Genomic DNA, 18,191 nt, shown 5'->3' on the forward strand with positions numbered 1-18,191 from the left:
AACTGCCCGGCGCATCTTGGCGTGGCGCAACGCCAGAGCGCAGCGCGACCGCTTACCCTGGGTTGGGCATCCGCCACTCTTGGCACAAAGGTGCCAAGCCGTTCGTTCTATTCACCAGAGGATCCGTGGAAATTTCCTCCGGGTGGCCTCTTCTGGCGGGCTCAGCCGGAGGCGGTCGGCTCCCGCACCCGGTCGGGGGTGAAGGGCAGGTCGCGCAGGCGCAAGCCGGTCGCCGAGCGGATGGCGTTGCCGATGGCCGCGGCGGTCGGCCCCTGCGCTGCCTCTCCGGTGCCGAGGAAGGGATCGCCGGGCCGTTCGACGATGTGGACGTCGATGCGGTCGGGCACGCTGGCGAAGCGCAGGATGGGGTAGCTGGCCCAATCCACCGAGGTGACGCGGGTGTCGTCGTAGGCGACGCGCTCGAACAGGGTCCAGCTCATCGCCTGGATGATGCCGCCTTCGGTCTGGTTGCGGATGCCGTCGGGGTTGACGATCTCGCCGCTGTCGATGGCGGCGGTGGCGCGGGTCATCCGTACCCGCCCGCTGCCGCGGTCCACCGACAGCTCCACCGCCAGCGCCAGATAGGCGGCGTGGTTCTTGTAGCGGGCAAAGGCGAAACCGTGGCCGAAGCCCGGCGCCGGCGCGGCGCCCGTCCAGCCGAAGCGCTCCGCCGCCAGTTCGACCACCCGGCGGGCACGCGGATCCTCCAGATGGCGCAGGCGGAACTCCACGGGGTCGGCGCCGGCCAGCAGCGCCAGATCGTCCATCATGCTTTCCAGCGCGAAGACGTTGGCGTAGGCGCCGAGCGACCGCAGCGCCGACACCCGCAGCGGCATGTCGGGCAGGAAATGCCAGAGGATGCGGGTGTTGGGGATGGCGTAGAGCGGGATGGCGTTGCGATCGCCGTTGCCGGCGGGGGTGATCTGCATCGCCGCCGCTTCCGCCGGGAAGGGCTCGGCCAGATGGCGCGCGGCCAGCAGGGCGCCGGCCCCGCCGGGGCGGGTGGTGTGGGTGTTCGACCAGACGTCGAAGGTCCAGCGGTCGACGCGCCCGTTCCCGTCCAGGGAGGCCGCGGCCTCGATCATCATGGCCGGGCCATAGGGCTCCCCGGCATGCTCCTGCTCGCGCATCCACTGCACCCGCACCGGGCGGCCGGGCAGCTTGCTGGCGATCAGCGCCGCGTCCGCCGCCGCGTCGTCGGCGCCGTTGTGGCCGTAGCAGCCGGAGCCCTCCGTATGGATCACCCGCACCCGATCCAAGGGCAGGCGCAGCATCTCGGCGATGGCCTTGCGGTCGGGATAGACGCCCTGGGTGTGCGACCAGACGGTCAGCCCGTCCTCGCCCATCACCGCCACGGCGCAGGACGGCCCGATGGAGCCGTGAAGCTGGTAGGGCCGGGTGAAGCGGGCGCGCAGGCTGCGCGGGCCGTCGGCGACGGGGGCGGCGTCGCCCTTCGCGTCCACCGTGCCGACCTCGCGCTCCAGCGTGCGCAGCAGGTCGGGGATCGGGGTGTCGCCGGGCAGGGTCGCCGGCTCCTCCCAGCGGGCGGCGGAGGCGAGGGCGCGCATCGCCTTGACCGCCCGGTACTCCTTGTCGGCCACCACGGCGAGGAAGTCGCCGTCGCGCAGCACGGCGATCACCCCCGGCATCGCCTCCACCCCGGCGGCGTCGAGCGCGGTCAGCCGGGCGGCGGGGCTGGGCGGGCGGACGACGCGGGCGTGCAGCATGCCCTCCGGCCGGAGGTCCTGCACATAGGCCGCGCCGCCGGTCACCTTGGCGGGAATGTCGACGCGGGGCAGCGGCCGGCCCATCACCGACAGCCGGTCCGGCGCGGTCAGCGGGGCGTCCGCCGGCACCTCCACCGTCAGGTCCAGCGACGCGGCCAACTCCCCATAGCCGAGCGTCCGCCCGTCCGGCGCCGTCACCCGCTTGTCGGCGAAGCCCAGCGCGTCGGCCGGCGCGCCGAGGCGCCGCGCCGCCTCTTGCGCCAGCAGGGCGCGGGCCTGGGCGGCGGCGGCGCGGATGGCGGTGCCGCTGTTCTGCATGGACTGGCTGCCGGCGGTGTAGCCCTCGTTTGGGGTGCGGGCGGTGTCGGCGGTGACCAGCGTGATAGCGGCAGGCGGGACGCGCAGCTCCTCCGCGGCGACCTGGAGCAGGGCGGTGCGGATGCCCTGGCCGAGTTCGGCCTTGCCGGTGAAGACGGTGATGGCGCCATCCGCGCCGATGCGCACCCAGGCGTCGAGCCGGGACGTCTGGGCGAGGCTGCCCGAAGCGGGCTTGGGAGGCCGGGCGCCACCGCCGTCCCCGGTCTGGGCGGGCAGGGGGCGGGCCAGCGACACCGTGACGACCAGGGCGCCACCGGCGGCCAGCAGGCCGCGGCGGGTCAGAGGGAGGGGGCTGTGGTCGCTCATCAGCCGGCCCTCCCGTTCGGGGCGGCGGTCTCCGCGTGGCGCATGGTGTCGGCGGCGCGGCGGATGGCGCGCAGGATGCGCATGTGGGTGCCGCAGCGGCACAGGTTGAATTCCAGCGCGCGACGGATCGCGGCGTCGTCGGCGTCCGGCCGCTCCTGGAGCAACGCCTGCGCCCGCATCATCATGCCGGGGATGCAGTAGCCGCACTGGGCCGCCTGCTCCTCGATGAAGGCGCGCTGCATGGGGCCGGGGGCTTCGGCGGTGCCCAGCCCCTCGACCGTGGTGACGGCGCGGCCCTGCATCAGCAGGACCGGCGTGACGCAGGATAGAACGGCGCGCCCGTCCACCATCACCGTGCAGGCCCCGCACTGGCCCAGCCCGCAGCCGAACTTCGCCCCGTTCAGCCCGAGATCGTCGCGCAGCACGTAGAGCAGCGGCGTGTCCGGGTCCGCCTCCACCCGCTGCGGGGTGCCGTTCACCGTGAGGTCGATCGCCATGATGGGCTTCCTTCCGTCAATCCGGGCATGCGTTCAGTCGGCGGCGCCGACGTTCTGCGGCGCCCGTTCGATGCCGTCGGCGGGGCGGACGGCGACGTGGTGTGCGCCGCTGCGCGTGTCGGCCACCAGCCGCTCCAGCCCGTCCCATGGCGGCTGGTCGCTGAAGCGCCCGCGCAGGTAACGCAGCAGGGCCACCATGTCGGCGTCGGTCAGCGCTCCGCCGAAGGCCGGCATCACCGCGCTGACGGTGCCGTCGCCGGGTGGAAGGCCGAACAGCGTGACGTTGACGATGTTCTGCGGGTTCGCGGCGTTCACCGCGGTGCTGAGCGCGAAAGGCAGTCCGCCGAAGGGCAGCGGCCGTCCGGATTCGTGGCAGGTGGCGCAGGCCGTGCGGTAGACCGCCTCGCCCCGCTCGTCGCCCCCGGCCCGCCCGGAGTCCGCAGCGGGGGGATGGGCCAGACCGTCGGCGGCGGTCGGGCCGGCGCCCGGCGGCGCCCCGGCGTCGGCGGTACGGCGCGGAACCAGAGCCCGCAGGTCTTCGCTGCGGCGCAGGCGCTCGGCGCCGGGGGGACCCATGCGGTCGGCGACGTAGGCGCCGATGGCCGCCACGTCGGCGTCGGGCAGGCCGGCGAGGTTGCCGGTGACCTCCGCCATCGGCCCGCGCGACACGCCGTGCGTCGGGTGCCAGCCGTGCCGCAGGTAGAAGGTCAGGCTGTCCGCCGTCCAGGGGACGGGCGCCGGGGAGTCCTGGTTGATGGGGTAGGCGGTCCAGCCCTCGGCCTCGCCGCCGGCCCAGGCGCGATCCTTGTCCACCGCGCCCAGCGCGTTGCGCGGGCTGTGGCAGGCGCCGCAATGGCCCAGCCCCTCCGCCAGATAAGCGCCGCGGTTCCAGACCTCCGGCTTGGCCGGGTCGGGGGTGAAGGCGCCCTCGCGGAAATAGAACAGCTTCCACCCGGCCACGGCCATCCGGATGTTCAGCGGGAAGGGAAGGTCGTTGGCCGGCGCCTCCGCCCGCACCGGCGTGCGGGTCATCAGGTAGGCGTAGAGCGCCCGGTTGTCGGCGTCGCTGACCCGCGTGTAATGGTCGTAGGGGAAGGCGGGGTAGAGATGCCGCCCGTCGCGGTCCACCCCACGGCGCATGGCGCGGGTGAAGGCCGCCTCGCTCCAGCGGCCGATGCCGGTGTCCTCGTCGGGCGTGATGTTGGTGGAATGGATGGTCCCGAAGGGCGTCGGCAGGGCGAGCCCACCGGCGAAGGACCGCCCGCCCGGCACCGTGTGGCAGGCGATGCAGTTCCCCACCGCGGCCAGCCGCGCCCCCTCCGCCACCAGCGCCGCCGGAAAGGACTCCGCCGCCGGGCGCGGCTGGGGCGGGATCGCCCTTTCCCACGCCCAGGCGACCACCCCGGCGCCGAGCGCCAGAATCACGGCGGCCCCGCCGATCAGGCCACGCCGGGTTGAGTTCCGCCGCGTCTTCCGTCGTCCCATGCGCGCACCTCCCACCCTGCGAACAGGCGGAGCGGGGGATCGTTCTGAGCGCTCACCCCTCCATGACGTCGTCGAGCGTGGCGGCGAGGTCGCCGGGCTCCACCGGCTTGTGCAGCAGGCGGCAGCCGATCTTGCGGGCTTCGCGCAACCGCTCCGGCGCGGTGTCGCCGGTGATGATGACCACCGGAACGTCCCAGCGGCGGCGGACCAGCTCCGCCACCGTGCGGCCGGTCTGCCCGCGTGGAAGGCGGTGGTCGGCGAGGACGACGTGCGGGCGGCTGCGCAGCCGCGGCAGGCGGTCGGCCAGCTCCTCGGCGGAGCCGACGGCGGTCACCCGCACCCCCCAGTGCTTCAGCAGCATGGTCATGGCGTGGCGCACCCGCTCGTCGTCCTCCACCAGCAGCACCCGACGGCCCCGCATGCGCTCCATCGGCGAGGCCGTGGCGACCGCGCTGGTCGCGGCCACGGCGATGGCGCGGGCGGCGGCGGTCAGGCGGCGGTCGGGTTCGGAGGGAAGGGCGGCGCGCGGAACGGCCACCGTGAAGACCGTGCCCCGGCCGACCTGCGACCGCAGGTCCAGCGTCAGCCCGAGCAGCCGCGCCATGCGGGCGACCAGCGGCAGGCCGAGCCCGAAGCCCTTGGCCGCGCAGCGCTCCGGATTGTCGAGCTGGTGGAACTCCTCGAAAATGGCGGCGCGGGCGTCGGGGGGGATGCCGCGCCCGTCGTCCCACACCTGGAACTCCAGCGCCTCAGGGCGCCGCCGGCAGCCGAGGAGGACGCGTCCCCCGTTCTTCCCGCCGTGGCGGACGGCGTTGGACAGCAGGTGGGTGAGGATGCGTTCCAGCAGCCGCGCGTCGGTCCGCACCGCCACGCCGCTGGGATGGACGTGCAGGCTCATACCCTCGGCCGTGGCGCTCGCCCGGAACTCCTGGCCCAGACGGCGCATCAGCGCATCGGGGCGGAACTCCGAGACCGTGACGTCCACCGCCCCCGCCTCCAGCCGGGCGAGGTCCAGAAGGCCGCTCAGCATGCCGCTCAGACTGTCGATGGAAGCTTGAAGGAGGTCGGCTGCCTCCCGCGCCGACGGGTTGCCGCCGACCGCGCCGCGCAGGATGTGGGCGTAGAGCGCCGCCGCCTGGATCGGCTGGCGCAGGTCGTGGCTGGCGGCGGTCAGGAAACGCGCCTTGGCCCGGTCGGCGCGTTCCGCCGTCTCATGGGCGCGGCGCAGCTCCTCTTCCCGGGCGGAACGGCGATCCTCGGCGCGGTGCATCCGGTCGCGCAGCCGCCCCATCTCGCGGCGCTGCTCGACCAGTTCGGCGGCCAGACGCGCGCTTTCCTCGACCAGCCGGGCGGCGTCCCGCTGGAGGCGTTCGGCGGTGCGGACCCCTTCGGCAAGGTTGCGGCTCAGCGTCCCCAGGCTTTCGCGCAGCACCTCTCCGGTGGTTGCCCCACCTTTGTCCGGTTCGTCCGAATCCGCATGTTTGGGCATATAGGTCTCCACGATGGTCCCCGCTCACCGCCGCGAAACAACTTCCGGCACATGATTTCACGTACGTCAGGTCACAACAGCGCAGAACGGGAATTGTTTTCGTGGGCATAACGATTCGCGCGCGTGCAAAGGTCCCGATCATCGCTTCAAGGGTGTCGGTTGCGGAGCAGCGACACCCCGTGCCCAAAAGGACGGCAGGTTGTCACACATGCAACGTGTTCCGGAGGCGACGAAGCGGTCAGCCGTCGGCACCGGGGCGGTCGTCGCGCTGTTGACTCCGAAGGCGCCGTTCCGGCGTCGATGCGGGCGCCATGGAACAATCAGGTGGAGTTCCAAGATGATAGGGGAAGCCGGTGACGGGGCGGGGCGGCTTTGCGCCGCCGTTTCCGTGCGCTGGCACGGTGATTGCTTTGTAATCAAACGGATGCGGGTTTCCGCCATACGGGATGTTTCTTGACCTTGTTCGCTGAGCGAACAATCTAACGTCCCTGGAGCCTGCGCGGCCCGTGGCTGGTGCATTTGGAGGCAGGTTTGATCAACCCCATGATTACAGCCACCGCCGGCTGGTCCGAGGCGGTGGAGGAGCGGGCGCAGCGTCTGCTCCGCTTTCAGGTCGGGACCGAAGGACCGGACGGCGTTCCGGTGACCGTACAGACCATGTTCGAGCGCTGCGGCTTCACGCCGGTCGCCAGCGCCCGCTTCCTGATGTGCATCCCGCCTTTGACGGCGATGCACGAGCTGACCAAGACGGTCACGCGCTTCCGCATCGACGGCGAAGCCTGCCCGGACCCGGCGGACCTTGCGAAAGCGGCGCTGTCCTTCGCCGGGCGCGCGGTCGCGGTGCATGAGCTGCACCCGGAACGGCGGTTCGTGGCGGGCCTGATCTCCACCATCCTGGGGTTGCAGGGAACCGGCCGGCGGTAGCGTCCCGTTTCTGGTGAGCGGCGGTCGCGCGCAGGACGGGCCTTGCGGTTTCGCTCGGCCCGCCGCCGCGTCCGGGCGCTGGGAATCCGTCATTCTTTAAAAGTTGTAACCGTCCTTTGGTTGCTCGTCCGCCGGACTCGCATTATCAGTGTCCGACTGTATGACCACGGACTGGTGCCACCAGTTCTGGCGGAGGAGGGGGCGGCGATGGACAGGAAGCCGGTCGATTACGGGCAGTACAGCATCCTGGTCATCGAAGATCAGCCCTTCGTGCGCCGGACCATCATGCAGATCCTGTCGCAGATCGGCTTCCGCTCGATCGCCGAGGCCGACAACGGCGAGACCGGCATGCGGGAATGCATCCGCGCCACCCCCGACGTGATTGTCTGCGACATTGACATGAAGCCGGTGTCCGGCCTGCAGTTCCTGGCCGATCTGCGGGCCAGCGCCGAGGTGAGGAACCGCCGCACGCCGGTGGTCTTCCTGACCAACCACACGGAATCCGAAATCGTGAAGAAGGCCATGTCCCTGGGCGTCAATGGCTTCGTCGTGAAGCCACCGTCCTTCGGCGCCCTGAAGGAGCGGGTGGATCGCCTGCTGGCCGCCAAGTGAGGGAGGGGATGCGGGGCCTGCGGCTTGCGGTGCTGTGCGGTCTGGCGGTGGTGCCGTTGGCCGCCTGTTCGGGGGAGCCGGGCGAGTCCGACATGCGCAAGCTGGTGGAATCGCACACCCGGCGGGCCTTGGACGGTCAGGGGCAGGGCAGCTTCCGTGGGTTCGATGGTTTCCGCAAGCAGGGCTGCGTCGACACCAAGTACCGCAACGGCGCCCCGAAGCCGGACGACAAGCAATATGATTGCTACTACGCGGCGACCTTTGCGCCGCAGCCGGGCGCGACGGCGATGACGGTCAACGGCAAGGGCCGCTTCACCCGCACCGACAAGGGCCTGACCTTCGAGGATTTGGGAGCCCAGCCACGCTGAGAAGGCGCGCTGATGAGGCAATAAGTCGGCGCTGTCCGGAAAAGGAAACGGCCGGTCATGACCCTGTCATGAACCGGCCGCGTCAGATGGTGGAAGGGGCTGGATTTGAACCAGCGTACGCTTACGCGGGCAGATTTACAGTCTGCTGCCTTTAACCACTCGGCCACCCTTCCGCTGATGCTTGACGCGACCATCGGAGACCTGCCGTTCATCGGGCCTTGCTAGGCCTTCCGTCCGGCGGGTGGCGTTATCTAACGGGTAGCGGCGCTCCGGTCAAGCGGCTTTCTTCATCCGCAGCGCATCTTTGTTCACGCCCCCTCGCCACGGGCCACGCGGGCCAGGGCGCTCAGCGGATCGCCGTCCTCCGCGCTGAAGCAGGCGCTGAAGTCGTCGCACACCTCGCAGTTCGGCGATTTGCAGAGCATCAGCCCTTCGCGCTCGCACAGCTGGCGGTAGAAGAATTTCTTCCATTTCATGTCGCCGCTGTTCAGCGCGACCAGCGACGGGAAGTGGCGGCGGAACATGGCGTTCAGCTCCCGCCGGTTGGCGAAGCCCATGTCCTGCCAGAGGTGGTTCGGCCCCAGCGCGCGGCGGGCGACGATGGCGGCCAGCCACTCCTCCTCGATGGTCCCGGCGGCGCGGTGGTCCAGCAGGAAGGCCCGCAAATCCTCCTCCTCGATGGCGTCCACACCGCTGTCCTCCGGCAGGGAGGAAAGGAGAGGGGCGAAGCCCGCCGCGTGACGGCGGATCAGCTCGGCCAGCGCTTCACGCTCCAGCCCCAGCGCGGCGGCGGGACCGCCCGGATGCTGCGCGGCCAGCCCGACGATGCGGGTGAACAGCAGCCGGTCGAGGGCCGGGCCGTCCGGAACGCCGTCCAGGGCGTCGGCGGGCGGGTGGAGCGAGAGGATCGCGGGATCGGCGATGTCGGCAATCATGGTCGGCGAACTCCCGCATCGGGGGGTTGTTCGGTCATGACCATGATGGTGGATCAAATTCCCGCAACTGCGAAGTGGTTTTTTGCGGGTGCGTTGTCGAGGCCCGCCGGGCATCCTGCTCAGCCGTTCAGGACCTCCGTCGTGAAACGCTCGAAAAAGCCGTCGATCACGCGGTCGGCTTTGGCCTTGACCAGCTTGACCGCCAGCCGGCCGACGGCCCCGCCCAGCGCCGCCGCCAGCGTGAAGGACAGCTGGGTGTGGCCGTCCACCTCCTCCAGCGTGATGCGGGCCTCGCCCTTGACCGCTCCGGCGAGGCCGCCCTTGCCCTCGGCGTAGAGGATGTAGAAGCGCGGCGCGTCCTCCGGCGCCACCCGGACGTTGCCGGCGAAGCGCGCGTTCAGCGGCCCGACCGTGGCGCGCACGCGGGCGCTGTATTCGGTGGGCGACAGCCGGTCCATCTCCTCCAGAACCGGGATGCAGCGTTGCAGCACGGCGGGATCGCAGAGCGCGGTGAAAACCCGCTCGCGCGCCGCCGGAATCCGGTACTGGCCGTTCAGTTCCATGAATCACCTGTTGTTGGTCGGGCCAGTTGTCGGGCCGGAAATGCCAAGCGATTTGGTGTATGGAAGACCCGCTTCCAAGACGCGCAATCGAGCACGGAGGGCGACACACATGCGGCAGGCCGTCACGACGCTGACCACCCGCACCCACGGCCAGGGCCTGGTCGAGGTGACCGAGCCGGTGGCCCGCTGGGTCGCCGCCCAGGGCATGGAGACCGGTCTGCTGACGGTCTTCTGCCGGCACACCTCGGCCTCGCTGGTCATCCAGGAGAACGCCGACCCCAGCGTGCGCGGCGATCTGGAGCGTTTCTTCAAGCGGCTGGTGCCGGAAGACCCGGCGCTCTACGACCACATATTGGAAGGGCCGGACGACATGCCGGCTCACATCCGCAGCGCGCTGACCACGGTGCAGCTGTCCATCCCCGTGCTGGAGGGGCGGATGGCATTGGGCACCTGGCAGGGGATCTATCTGTTCGAGCACCGCCGCCAGCCCCACGAGCGGACCCTGGCGCTGCATCTGCTGGGCGAATGAGGGGAAGGCGCCCGCGCGTCTACCCCAGCCAACCCGCGATATAGGGTTCGAGCCACCAGAAGAGAGCGACGGCGGCGACCAGCCAGATCCCGACCATCAGCGCGGCGGCGGCGTAGCTGACCGGCCGGGCGGCCAGCCGGGCGGCGGTGGCGCGGTGCTCCTCCAGCACCGCCGCCGGGATCAGACGGATGACCAGCAGGATGCCGAGCGGCACGATCAGCAGGTCGTCCAGATAGCCCAGGACCGGCACGAAGTCGGGGATCAGGTCGATGGGGCTGAGCGCGTAGGCCGCCACCGCCGCGGCGGCCACACGGGCGTACCAGGGCGTCCGCGGGTCGCGCGCGGCCAGATAGAGCGCGATCACGTCGCGCTTGATCCGCCGCGCCCAGCCCTTCGCCGTCGCCAGCATCCGGCCTGCCGTTAGCCCGCCGCCGGGGCGGGTGCCGCGGACTGGCGCAGCCGTTCCAGCAGGGTCTTGGTGGCGAAGCCGTCCGGCACGGCGCCGATCGACTGCTGGAAGCGGCGCACGGCGTTGCGGGTGTTGGCGCCGACGATGCCGTCCGCCGTCCCCGGCTCCATGCCCAGCGAGGCCAGCCGCTCCTGAAGCTCGATCCGCTCGTCGCGGCTCAGCGCCGGTTCGTGGCGCGGCCAGCTTCCCTGCACGCCGGAGCGGCCGGCGAGACGGTCGGACAGCAGCGCCACCGCCAGCGCGTAGCTGGTCGAGGGGTTGTACTTCATGATCGCCCGGAAATTCTCCCGGACCAGGAAGGCCGGTCCCTGCGCCCCGGCGAGCATCAGGACGGCGGCCCGCTCCTCCTCGCCGCCGCTCAGCTCGCCGCCGGTGACCGGCCGCACGCCGAGGCGGCGCCATTCGGACACCGGCTTGGAGATGTTGTACTCGGCCTGCTCGTAGGGGAAGCCGGCGGGCAGGGTGACCTCCTCGCCCCAGCGCTCCCCGGTGCGCCAGCCGTTGGCCTGCACGAACTTGGCGGTGGAGGCGAAGACGTCGGGCAGGCTGCCCCAGATGTCGCGCCGCCCGTCGCCGTCCTCGTCGGTGGCGTGCTTCAGGAAGATGGTCGGCATGAACTGGGTCTGGCCCATGGCGCCGGCCCAGGAGCCGCTCATCTTCTCCGGCGGGATGTCGCCGCTGTCGAGGATGCGCAGGGCGGCCAGCAACTCCGTCCGGAAGTAGCTGGCGCGGCGGCCCTCATAGGCCAGCGTGGTCAGCGCGTCGACGACGGAGAAGCCGCCGGTGAAGTTGCCGAAGTCGGTCTCGACGCCCCAGAAGGCCACCAGGATCTCCGCCGGGACGCCGGAGCGCTGGCTGATGCGGCGCAGCAGCGCGCCGTTGTCCTGGATGCGCTGGCGTCCGGCCTGGATGCGGCGGTCGTTGACCGCGCTGTCCAGATACTGCCAGGGCTGGCGGTTGAACTCCGGCTGGGAGGAATCCAGCTCGACCACCCGGTCCGACAGCTTCACGTTGGCGAAGGCGCGGTCGAAGGTCTGGGCGCGGATGCCCTGGCCGAGCGCCTCGGCGCGCAGGGCCTTCAGCCAGTCGGCGAAGCTGACGGCGGGCTGGACCGGGGCCACGCTGGCCGGGGCGGCGGCGGACGCCTTCGCGGTTCCGGACGTGGTGGTCGCAGACACGGGCGGAGCGCCCGTCGTCTGGCAGCCGGCCAGGATCGTGGTGGCGAGCAGGAGGCGGACGGGAAGGGACAGCAGGGGGCGCATGCGCTCTCGTGACCAACAGGGAAAAGCTGTGCCGGAGCCTAGGACGGACGGCCCTTTCACTCAACGGACAAGTTCCGGTGCCGGAAGCAACGCTCATCCGCCACGCGCGGGACACGCGGGCAAGAATCGACACGGATTGCACGGATCAAACCGGATTTCACGGAGCTATCCGGTTCGACTAGCCGTGCGCTTGAGGGTTTTCAGAAATCCGTGAAATCCGTGTCCGAGTCCGTGAAATCCGTGTCGGATTTTGTCATCCGACGGAGCGACGCGGCGCCCATACAGCCAGGGCTTGACCATGAACAAAACTTGAACAAACGGGCTGAAATCCCCATATCCAGGGCATTCCGAAACCAGAGACGAGACGTTCGCGGCCCGCCCCCCGGCGCGCCGCCGAGAGGGTTCGCCATGCCGTATTTTCCGACCATCGAACTCACCCCGCAGGTGTCCCTGCTGCTGGCGCGGGGGGCTCTGCGCCTGAATCCCGGCCAATGGGTGCGGGGTCCGAAGGGGCATGGCCGCTACCTGCGCACCGACCCGCGGACCGGCACCACCTATGTGAGCTGGCTGCGCCCCGGCGACGACTGGGAAACCGCGTCGCTGCGCTTCAGCCGCGCCTGCCGGAAGGGCTTCATCGGGCGCTACCGTGGCGGCTACGAGGCGGAGAAGGCGCGCCGGGAGATGGCCCGGCTGATCGTGGACGCGGACCAATCGGGTGGCGCCGCAAGGCGGGACGAGCGGCAGCCGACGCTGTTCTAAGGCGGCAACCCACGCGTCCAGGGAGAGCAGAGGCTTGGCCGAAGGGACCATCAACGCCATTCGCATCGGCTGCGCCGGCTGGAGCATCCCGAAACCCTCCGCCCCGGCCTTTCCGGCGGAGGGCACGCATCTGGAGCGCTACGCCCGCGTCTTCCCGATGACCGAGGTCAACAGCCGCTTCTACCGCCCGCACAAGCCGGAGACCTGGGAGCGCTGGGCGGCCTCGGCGCCGCCGGACTTCCGCTTTGCGGTCAAGCTGCCGCGCGCCATCACGCACGAGCAGCGGCTGAAGGACTGTGCCGGCCCGCTGACGGAGTACCTGCACGAGGTCGGGCATCTCGGCGACCGGCTGGGGCCGCTGCTGGTGCAGTTGCCGCCGACGCTGCGCTTCGAGCCGGCAGTGGCCGGCCCCTTCTTCGCGGCCCTGCGCGAGCGCTTCGCCGGCCTTGTCGTCTGCGAGCCGCGCCACCCGAGCTGGTTCGCGGCGGAACCGGACCGGCTGCTGGTCGACCACGCCGTGGCCCGCGCCGCCGCCGACCCAGCCCCGGTGCCAGCGGCGGCGGAGCCGGCGGGTTGGGACGGCTTCCGCTACTGGCGGCTGCACGGCTCGCCGGTGATGTACCGCAGCGCCTACCCGCTGGACGTGCTGGACCGGCTGGCCCGGCGCTTCCGCGACGAGGCGCGGGAGCGGCCGGTCTGGTGCGTCTTCGACAACACGGCGGACTTCCACGCGGTCGACGACGCGCTGACGCTGATGAGCCGTTTGGGTGCCTCCACAGGTCAGAGAGACAAGCCCGGCGCCTGACCGCTATCGTTGCGCGAACGCAAGCGCAGCCGGGGCGGTCGGGCATGGACGTCATTCTACTGGTGCTGATCGGGGCCATCGTCGCCCACCGGTTCAACCGCCGGCTGACGGCGCAGGAGCGCGAGATCGCCCGGCTGCGGCAGGCGCTGGAGCGGGTGCAAGGGCTGGTGACGGTCGATGCCGTGCCGGTCGAGGCTCCCGCCGCGGACGCCCCCGTCATGGCGGAGGCTCCGCCAGAGCCGCCGCCGATCCAACCGCCGCCCATCCAACCACCACCGGAGCCCACTCCACCCCCGCTGTCCGTGTGGAGCCGGCTGGAGGACGCGCTGGCCGGGCGCTGGCTGATCTGGCTGGGCGGGGCCACGGTCGCCCTGGCGGCGGCCTTCTTCATCAAGATGTCGGTGGAGCAGGGCTGGCTCGGCCCCAGCGTGCGCGTCGCGCTCGGCCTGGTCTCCGCCGCGGCGCTGATGGTCGGCGGCGAATGGCTGCGGCAGCGTGGAAGGCGGGTGGAGCCGGAGGTCCGCGATCCGGTGCCGCCGGCCTTGACCGCGGCCGGGCTGTTCACCGGCTTCGCCAGCGTCTATGGCGGCTATGTGCTCTACGACCTGTTCGCCCCGCCGCTGGCCTTCGCGCTGCTCGGCGGGCTGGCGGCGCTGGGCATGGCGCTGTCGCTGCTCCAGGGACCCTACATCGCGGCGCTGGGCCTCCTCGGCGGCTTCGCAACGCCGTTGCTGGTCTCGTCCATCGGGGGATCGGCCTGGGGGCTGTTCGCCTATCTGTTGGCCCTGTCGGGCGCCGGCATGACGGTGGTGCTGTGGCGCGGCTGGCGCTGGCTGGGGCTGGGCACGCTGGCCGGGGCGGCGGGCTGGGTGCCGGTCTGGTACGTCGGCGGCTGGAACCCCGGCGACGCCCTGCCGGTCGGGATCTATCTGCTGCTGACCGCCGGGCTGTTCCTGATGCCCGCCCTGCTGGCCGGGCCGGTCGAGGCCATGCCGCGCACCACCCTGTTCGACATGCTGCGCTGGAGGGGACGCCCGCGCGCCGACCGTCTGGCCGTCGCGGCGGTGGCGGTGCTGGGGCTGCTGATGGCGATGCTCGTCACCGTGGACGGCCATCGCACAGGCTCGCTGGTGATGCTCGCCCTGTTCGGGCTGCTCTGCGTCGCCGCGGGGCGGCGGATCGAGCGGATCGCCGGCGTCGCCTGGATCGGCGCGCTGGCGGTTCTTCTCGCCTTTGCCGGCTGGACGGTGCCGCGCTCGCCCCTGCCGCCGCCCGCCGTCACCGCCGACGGACATCCCATCGTGCCGTCGCCGGGCGAGGGGCTGCCGTTCCAATCCGGGCGCTTCCTGTGGGCGGTGGGCGGCTTCGCCCTGCTCTACGGGATGGGCGGCTTCCTCGCCCTGTGGCGGTCGACGCGGGCGGCGCTGTGGTCGTCGCTGGCGGCCTGGATGCCGGTGGTGCTTCTGGCGCTTGCCTATTGGCGGCTGGACCCGCCGCAGGCCGACACGCTGTGGCCGGTGGCGAGCCTCGCGCTGGCGGCGCTGCTGGTCGCCGGAACTGGCCCGCTGGCCCGCCACCGCCACCAGCCGGGCGTCAGTCTTGGGCTCGCGGCCTTCGCCGCCGGTGCCGCCGGAGCGCTCAGCCTCGGCGCCGTCATGATGCTGCGCGAGGCGTGGCTGACCGTGGCGCTGGCGGCCCAGGTGCCGGTGCTGGCGTGGCTGGAGCGGCGGATGGGGCTGCGCTCGCTGCGCGCGGTGATCCTGCTGGTGGCGGGTGCCGTCCTGGTCCGGCTGGCGCTGAATCCCTCCGTGCTGGAGTATGGGGAGGACGGGCTCGGCTGGATCGTCTACGGCTACGGCCTGCCGGCGGCGGGCTTCTTCCTGGCCGCCCATTGGCTGTGCTCCGCGCCGGACGGCAAGGGTGACGACGGGGTCGTGGCTCTGTTGGAGGCGGGCGGGCTGGCCTTCGTCACGCTGCTGCTGTCGTTCGGCATCCAGGCGTTGACCCGCGGCACGCTGGACGAGCCGCCCGACACGCTGCGCGAGGTGGCGCTGCACACGCTGGTCTGGCTGGCGCTGGCCCTGCTGCTGGCGACGGGGCGGCGTTGGCGGACTCGGCCGGTGGCGGTGTGGGGGCGGCGCATCCTGGCCGGGCTGGCGGCGCTTCAGGCGGCGGCGCTGCATCTGGTCGCCCTGAATCCGTTGTGGAGCGACGAGGCGGTGGGCGCGTGGCCGGTGGCGAACACGCTGCTGCTCGCCTATGGGCTTCCGGCCCTGCTCGGGCTGCTGTTCCTGTGGGCGGAGCCGCTGCCGGCCCGCCTGCGCCCGTGGGTCGGTCTGCTGCCGCTGGCGCTGCTCGGGATGAATCTGGCGCTGGAGATCCGCCACGCCTTCCAGGGGCCGGTGCTCTCCGGCCCGGACCTGCCGGACGCCGAATGGTACGGCTATTCCGTCGGCTTCCTGGTCGCGGCGGTGCTGATGCTGGTGGCCGCCCTGCGCTTCCGGCTGGGCTGGCTGCGTCACGCCGCGATGGCGCTGATCCTGGCGGTGGTCGCCAAGGTCTTCCTCAGCGACATGGCCGAGCTGGGCGGGCTCTACCGCGTCGCCTCCTTCCTCGGGCTCGGGCTGAGCCTGATCGGCGTCGGTTATCTCTACCGGCGGCTTCAGGGCACCGCGCCGCAGGGAGGGCAAACAGTCGCCTGAGCGAACGGTCGGGTTGACAGCCGCCCCCTCTCGCGCTCCGATGGTGGAAACGAACACAGAAAAGCCAGGGAGGCCCGCAGCCATGACCAACCCCATCGCCCACCCCATCCTGCCCAACGGCGACAGCGGCTTCACGGTGGAGGCCGCGTCGATGAAGTTCGGCCGCGGCATGCTGGCGGAGGCGGGGAACGATGCCAAGGCCATGGGCATGCGCCGGGTGGCCCTGTTCACCGATCCCCATGTGGCCGGGATCGCGCCCTTCGCGGCGGCGCTGGACTCGCTGAAGGCGGCAGGGCTGGACGTTGCCGTCTTCGACCGTTGCGCGGTGGAGCCGACCAGCGCGTCCTTCCTGGAGGCGGCGGACTTCGCCCGCGATGGCAAGTTCGACGGCTACGTCTCGGTCGGCGGCGGGTCGGTGATCGACACGGCCAAGGCGGCGAACCTCTACGCCACCCAACCGGCGGACTTCCTCGCCTACGTCAACAAGCCGCTGGGCGAGGGGCGCCCGGTGCCCGGCCCGGTCAAGCCGCACATCGCCTGCCCGACGACCTGCGGCACCGGCAGCGAGACGACCGGGGTCGCCATCTTCGATCATGTCGAGATGCGGGTGAAGACGGGCATCTCCTCCCGCTACCTGCGGCCGAATCTGGCGCTGGTCGACCCGGCGACTATCGACAGCCTGCCGGCGGGCGTCATCGCCTCCACCGGTTTCGACGTGCTGACCCACGCCATCGAGAGCCACACCGCGCGGTCGTACCGCTCCCGCCCGAAGCCCGACGCGGCGAACCCGCGACCGCCCTACCAGGGCGCCAACCCCTGGTCGGACATCGGCAGCCTGCAGGCGATCCGGCTCGGCGGGCAGTATCTGGAGCGCGCCGTCAACGACCCGGCGGACGAGGAGGCGCGCGACGCCCTGATGTTCGCGGCGACCCTGGCCGGTCTGGCCTTCGGCAACGCCGGGGTGCACATCCCGCACGCCATGTCCTACTCCGTCGCCGGGATGAACCACCGCTTCACGGCGCGCGGCTACGAGAAGGCGAACCCGATGGTGCCGCACGGCATCTCGGTGGTGCTGAACGCGCCGGCCGCCTTCCGCTTCACCGGTTCCGCCGAGCCCGAGCGCCATCTGCGCGCCGCCGAGGCGCTGGGGGCGGAGGTCCGCGACGTCTCCCCGGCGGATGGCGGCGCGGTTCTGGCCGCCCGGCTGATCGCCATGATGCGCGCCACCCATCTGCCCAACGGCCTGTCGGCGCTCGGCTACGGCGCGGCGGACATCCCGGATCTGGTGCGGGGCGCCATGGCCCAGCAACGGCTGCTGACCATCGCGCCGCGCCCGGTGACGGAGGAGGACCTGCGCGGGCTCTACGCCGACGCGATGACCTACTGGTGATCCGCTATGGATGGGTCGGCCATTCCCCCTTGAGCGCGATGCAGACGTTCAGCGCGAGCGAGGGCGGCTGGGTGGAGACGCTCTTCGACGCCACCGCGGTCGCCGCGGCGACCGACACGTTGCCTCCGGTGAAGCCGGTGAACGGGACGTTGATGGTGCCGCTGGTCGTGCCGGTGACCTTGGCGCCGGTGCTCGTCGAGGGGGCGTTGGTGTTGTACGGCCCCTTGATGGTGGCGCCGGCGCCGCCGTCGTCGATCGAGGTGGTGCTGAGATAGACGGTGCCCGAGGTCGGGGCCGACACCGGGTTGCCGCCGTTGGTGACGGGAACGCTGACGGTGCCGGTGAAGGGGACGATGGTCCCGGTGCCGCCCTGGGCGCCGGTGCCGGCGAAGCTGGCGCTGTGGTTGTGCGACTTCAGCGGCACCTGATCCTGGGTCAGCGTGACGGTCTGTTGGCCAAGGGCTTGGCCCAGAGGGGTTCTTACCAGTCCGGGACCGGTGCCGGCGCCGATGACGGCGCGTCCGCGCAGGTCGGGGAGGTTGAACGTGGTCTTGCCGTCGCCGCCGAAGCGGGTGCCGAGCAGCGCGAACAACGGCTGGTACTGTTGGATCGGCAGAGACTGGCCATCGGCCATGGCGAACCCCTCCGGGCACCAGTCGAACGGGACGGTGCACAACGTACCAGTGTATTGGTAGGGCGTGCAGGCCGCCGCCGGCACGCTGAAGAAAGCCATGCCGCTGGCCATCGCGGCGGCGATCGGGAGGGACATCCTGGACATGCTGTGTCCTTCGTTTCTGTAGTTTTGGGGATATCGGTGTTTTTTTAAAAGTGATCGGCTTTGTTTTTATTGTTGAGCCAATGTCTCATGGGCGGAGATGCGTCATGAGTATTATTTTTCATTAAATTTTTTCACGAATCGATGGTTAGCACCAAAGCCTGTCGAAGAGCGCTGGAACAAGGGATGGGCATGCCCGCTCCCCCAATGGGGAGG

At 71.2% G+C, this 18,191-nt stretch carries 16 protein-coding genes, 1 tRNA gene and 1 pseudogene; 8 read left to right on the plus strand and 10 right to left on the minus strand.

The annotated features are described in order from the left end of the window. Positions 1-161 precede the first annotated feature (161 nt). The 4 genes from ACWPN5_RS05020 to ACWPN5_RS05035 are packed head-to-tail and all read right to left on the minus strand — an operon-like array spanning position 162 to position 5,882. Positions 162-2,411, minus strand: a complete 2,250-nt coding sequence (locus ACWPN5_RS05020; RefSeq protein ID WP_492294583.1) for a xanthine dehydrogenase family protein molybdopterin-binding subunit — start codon at positions 2,409-2,411, stop codon at positions 162-164. Continuing rightward, positions 2,411-2,908, minus strand: coding sequence for a (2Fe-2S)-binding protein (locus tag ACWPN5_RS05025; protein ID WP_145679573.1), 498 nt, complete (start codon positions 2,906-2,908; stop codon positions 2,411-2,413). Before ACWPN5_RS05025 ends, ACWPN5_RS05020 begins: the two co-directional genes overlap by 1 nt. A 33-nt stretch (positions 2,909-2,941) precedes the next feature. Beyond that, entirely contained in the window at positions 2,942-4,393 is a 1,452-nt protein-coding gene (locus tag ACWPN5_RS05030; protein WP_492294585.1) for a c-type cytochrome, read from the minus strand. A gap of 52 nt (positions 4,394-4,445) precedes the next feature. Next, positions 4,446-5,882 (minus strand): ATP-binding response regulator, encoded by a 1,437-nt coding sequence (locus ACWPN5_RS05035; RefSeq protein WP_492294587.1) that lies wholly within the window; start codon positions 5,880-5,882, stop codon positions 4,446-4,448. A gap of 543 nt (positions 5,883-6,425) precedes the next feature. Here ACWPN5_RS05035 and ACWPN5_RS05040 point away from each other — a divergent pair. From ACWPN5_RS05040 to ACWPN5_RS05050, 3 genes are all read left to right on the plus strand, one after another. Beyond that, complete coding sequence (locus tag ACWPN5_RS05040) at positions 6,426-6,806, plus strand: hypothetical protein (RefSeq protein ID WP_492294589.1); 381 nt, start codon at positions 6,426-6,428, stop codon at positions 6,804-6,806. A gap of 207 nt (positions 6,807-7,013) precedes the next feature. Next, positions 7,014-7,418 carry a response regulator gene (locus ACWPN5_RS05045; protein WP_145679569.1) on the plus strand — a complete coding sequence of 135 codons (405 nt, stop codon included), beginning with the start codon at positions 7,014-7,016 and terminating at the stop codon, positions 7,416-7,418. 8 nt (positions 7,419-7,426) lie between these two features. Next, positions 7,427-7,786, plus strand: coding sequence for a hypothetical protein (locus ACWPN5_RS05050; protein ID WP_145684321.1), 360 nt, complete (start codon positions 7,427-7,429; stop codon positions 7,784-7,786). Positions 7,787-7,873: 87 nt separating this feature from the next. Here the strand turns inward: ACWPN5_RS05050 and ACWPN5_RS05055 are convergent. The 3 genes from ACWPN5_RS05055 to ACWPN5_RS05065 form a co-directional block, all read right to left on the minus strand. Then, positions 7,874-7,959 (minus strand) — tRNA-Tyr (locus tag ACWPN5_RS05055). A gap of 135 nt (positions 7,960-8,094) precedes the next feature. After that, positions 8,095-8,721, minus strand: a complete 627-nt coding sequence (locus ACWPN5_RS05060; RefSeq protein ID WP_492294591.1) for a nitrogen fixation protein NifQ — start codon at positions 8,719-8,721, stop codon at positions 8,095-8,097. 119 nt (positions 8,722-8,840) lie between these two features. Continuing rightward, positions 8,841-9,284, minus strand: a complete 444-nt coding sequence (locus tag ACWPN5_RS05065) for an SRPBCC family protein (RefSeq protein ID WP_145684325.1) — start codon at positions 9,282-9,284, stop codon at positions 8,841-8,843. 109 nt (positions 9,285-9,393) lie between these two features. On the opposite strand from ACWPN5_RS05065, the gene ACWPN5_RS05070 reads away from it, so the two are divergent. Beyond that, complete coding sequence (locus ACWPN5_RS05070; RefSeq protein ID WP_492294594.1) at positions 9,394-9,813, plus strand: secondary thiamine-phosphate synthase enzyme YjbQ; 420 nt, start codon at positions 9,394-9,396, stop codon at positions 9,811-9,813. Between the two features lie 19 nt (positions 9,814-9,832). Here the strand turns inward: ACWPN5_RS05070 and ACWPN5_RS05075 are convergent. After that, positions 9,833-10,225 (minus strand): annotated as a pseudogene (locus ACWPN5_RS05075) (YkvA family protein); the annotation flags it as partial. Between the two features lie 8 nt (positions 10,226-10,233). Then, positions 10,234-11,544 carry a lytic murein transglycosylase gene (locus ACWPN5_RS05080; RefSeq protein WP_492294596.1) on the minus strand — a complete coding sequence of 437 codons (1,311 nt, stop codon included), beginning with the start codon at positions 11,542-11,544 and terminating at the stop codon, positions 10,234-10,236. 408 nt (positions 11,545-11,952) lie between these two features. Between ACWPN5_RS05080 and ACWPN5_RS05085 the strand changes: the two genes are divergently transcribed. From ACWPN5_RS05085 to ACWPN5_RS05100, 4 genes are all read left to right on the plus strand, one after another. Next, positions 11,953-12,303 carry a hypothetical protein gene (locus ACWPN5_RS05085; RefSeq protein WP_492294598.1) on the plus strand — a complete coding sequence of 117 codons (351 nt, stop codon included), beginning with the start codon at positions 11,953-11,955 and terminating at the stop codon, positions 12,301-12,303. A 34-nt stretch (positions 12,304-12,337) separates the two neighbouring features. After that, complete coding sequence (locus ACWPN5_RS05090; RefSeq protein ID WP_145684335.1) at positions 12,338-13,108, plus strand: DUF72 domain-containing protein; 771 nt, start codon at positions 12,338-12,340, stop codon at positions 13,106-13,108. 44 nt (positions 13,109-13,152) lie between these two features. Then, entirely contained in the window at positions 13,153-15,810 is a 2,658-nt protein-coding gene (locus ACWPN5_RS05095) for a DUF2339 domain-containing protein (protein ID WP_492294600.1), read from the plus strand. A gap of 82 nt (positions 15,811-15,892) precedes the next feature. Beyond that, positions 15,893-17,200 (plus strand): hydroxyacid-oxoacid transhydrogenase, encoded by a 1,308-nt coding sequence (locus ACWPN5_RS05100; RefSeq protein WP_492294602.1) that lies wholly within the window; start codon positions 15,893-15,895, stop codon positions 17,198-17,200. A 4-nt stretch (positions 17,201-17,204) separates the two neighbouring features. On the opposite strand, the gene ACWPN5_RS05105 is transcribed toward ACWPN5_RS05100, so the two are convergent. Continuing rightward, positions 17,205-17,978, minus strand: a complete 774-nt coding sequence (locus ACWPN5_RS05105) for a phage tail protein (RefSeq protein WP_492294604.1) — start codon at positions 17,976-17,978, stop codon at positions 17,205-17,207. Positions 17,979-18,191 lie beyond the last annotated feature (213 nt).

This window comes from Azospirillum sp. UENF 211521 (assembly GCF_058780535.1).

What these genes read in the sequence shown, in the direction of transcription:
- ACWPN5_RS05100 (WP_492294602.1), top strand. Translation starts at nt 15,893, where the DNA reads ATGACCAACCCCATCGCCCACCCCATCCTGCCCAACGGCGACAGCGGC.
- ACWPN5_RS05070 (WP_492294594.1), top strand. Translation starts at nt 9,394, where the DNA reads ATGCGGCAGGCCGTCACGACGCTGACCACCCGCACCCACGGCCAGGGC.
- ACWPN5_RS05080 (WP_492294596.1), bottom strand. Translation starts at nt 11,544, where the DNA reads ATGCGCCCCCTGCTGTCCCTTCCCGTCCGCCTCCTGCTCGCCACCACG.
- ACWPN5_RS05105 (WP_492294604.1), bottom strand. Translation starts at nt 17,978, where the DNA reads ATGTCCAGGATGTCCCTCCCGATCGCCGCCGCGATGGCCAGCGGCATG.
- ACWPN5_RS05030 (WP_492294585.1), bottom strand. Translation starts at nt 4,393, where the DNA reads ATGGGACGACGGAAGACGCGGCGGAACTCAACCCGGCGTGGCCTGATC.
- ACWPN5_RS05050 (WP_145684321.1), top strand. Translation starts at nt 7,427, where the DNA reads ATGCGGGGCCTGCGGCTTGCGGTGCTGTGCGGTCTGGCGGTGGTGCCG.
- ACWPN5_RS05060 (WP_492294591.1), bottom strand. Translation starts at nt 8,721, where the DNA reads ATGATTGCCGACATCGCCGATCCCGCGATCCTCTCGCTCCACCCGCCC.
- ACWPN5_RS05040 (WP_492294589.1), top strand. Translation starts at nt 6,426, where the DNA reads ATGATTACAGCCACCGCCGGCTGGTCCGAGGCGGTGGAGGAGCGGGCG.
- ACWPN5_RS05065 (WP_145684325.1), bottom strand. Translation starts at nt 9,284, where the DNA reads ATGGAACTGAACGGCCAGTACCGGATTCCGGCGGCGCGCGAGCGGGTT.
- ACWPN5_RS05095 (WP_492294600.1), top strand. Translation starts at nt 13,153, where the DNA reads ATGGACGTCATTCTACTGGTGCTGATCGGGGCCATCGTCGCCCACCGG.
- ACWPN5_RS05025 (WP_145679573.1), bottom strand. Translation starts at nt 2,908, where the DNA reads ATGGCGATCGACCTCACGGTGAACGGCACCCCGCAGCGGGTGGAGGCG.
- ACWPN5_RS05085 (WP_492294598.1), top strand. Translation starts at nt 11,953, where the DNA reads ATGCCGTATTTTCCGACCATCGAACTCACCCCGCAGGTGTCCCTGCTG.
- ACWPN5_RS05045 (WP_145679569.1), top strand. Translation starts at nt 7,014, where the DNA reads ATGGACAGGAAGCCGGTCGATTACGGGCAGTACAGCATCCTGGTCATC.
- ACWPN5_RS05020 (WP_492294583.1), bottom strand. Translation starts at nt 2,411, where the DNA reads ATGAGCGACCACAGCCCCCTCCCTCTGACCCGCCGCGGCCTGCTGGCC.
- ACWPN5_RS05035 (WP_492294587.1), bottom strand. Translation starts at nt 5,882, where the DNA reads ATGCCCAAACATGCGGATTCGGACGAACCGGACAAAGGTGGGGCAACC.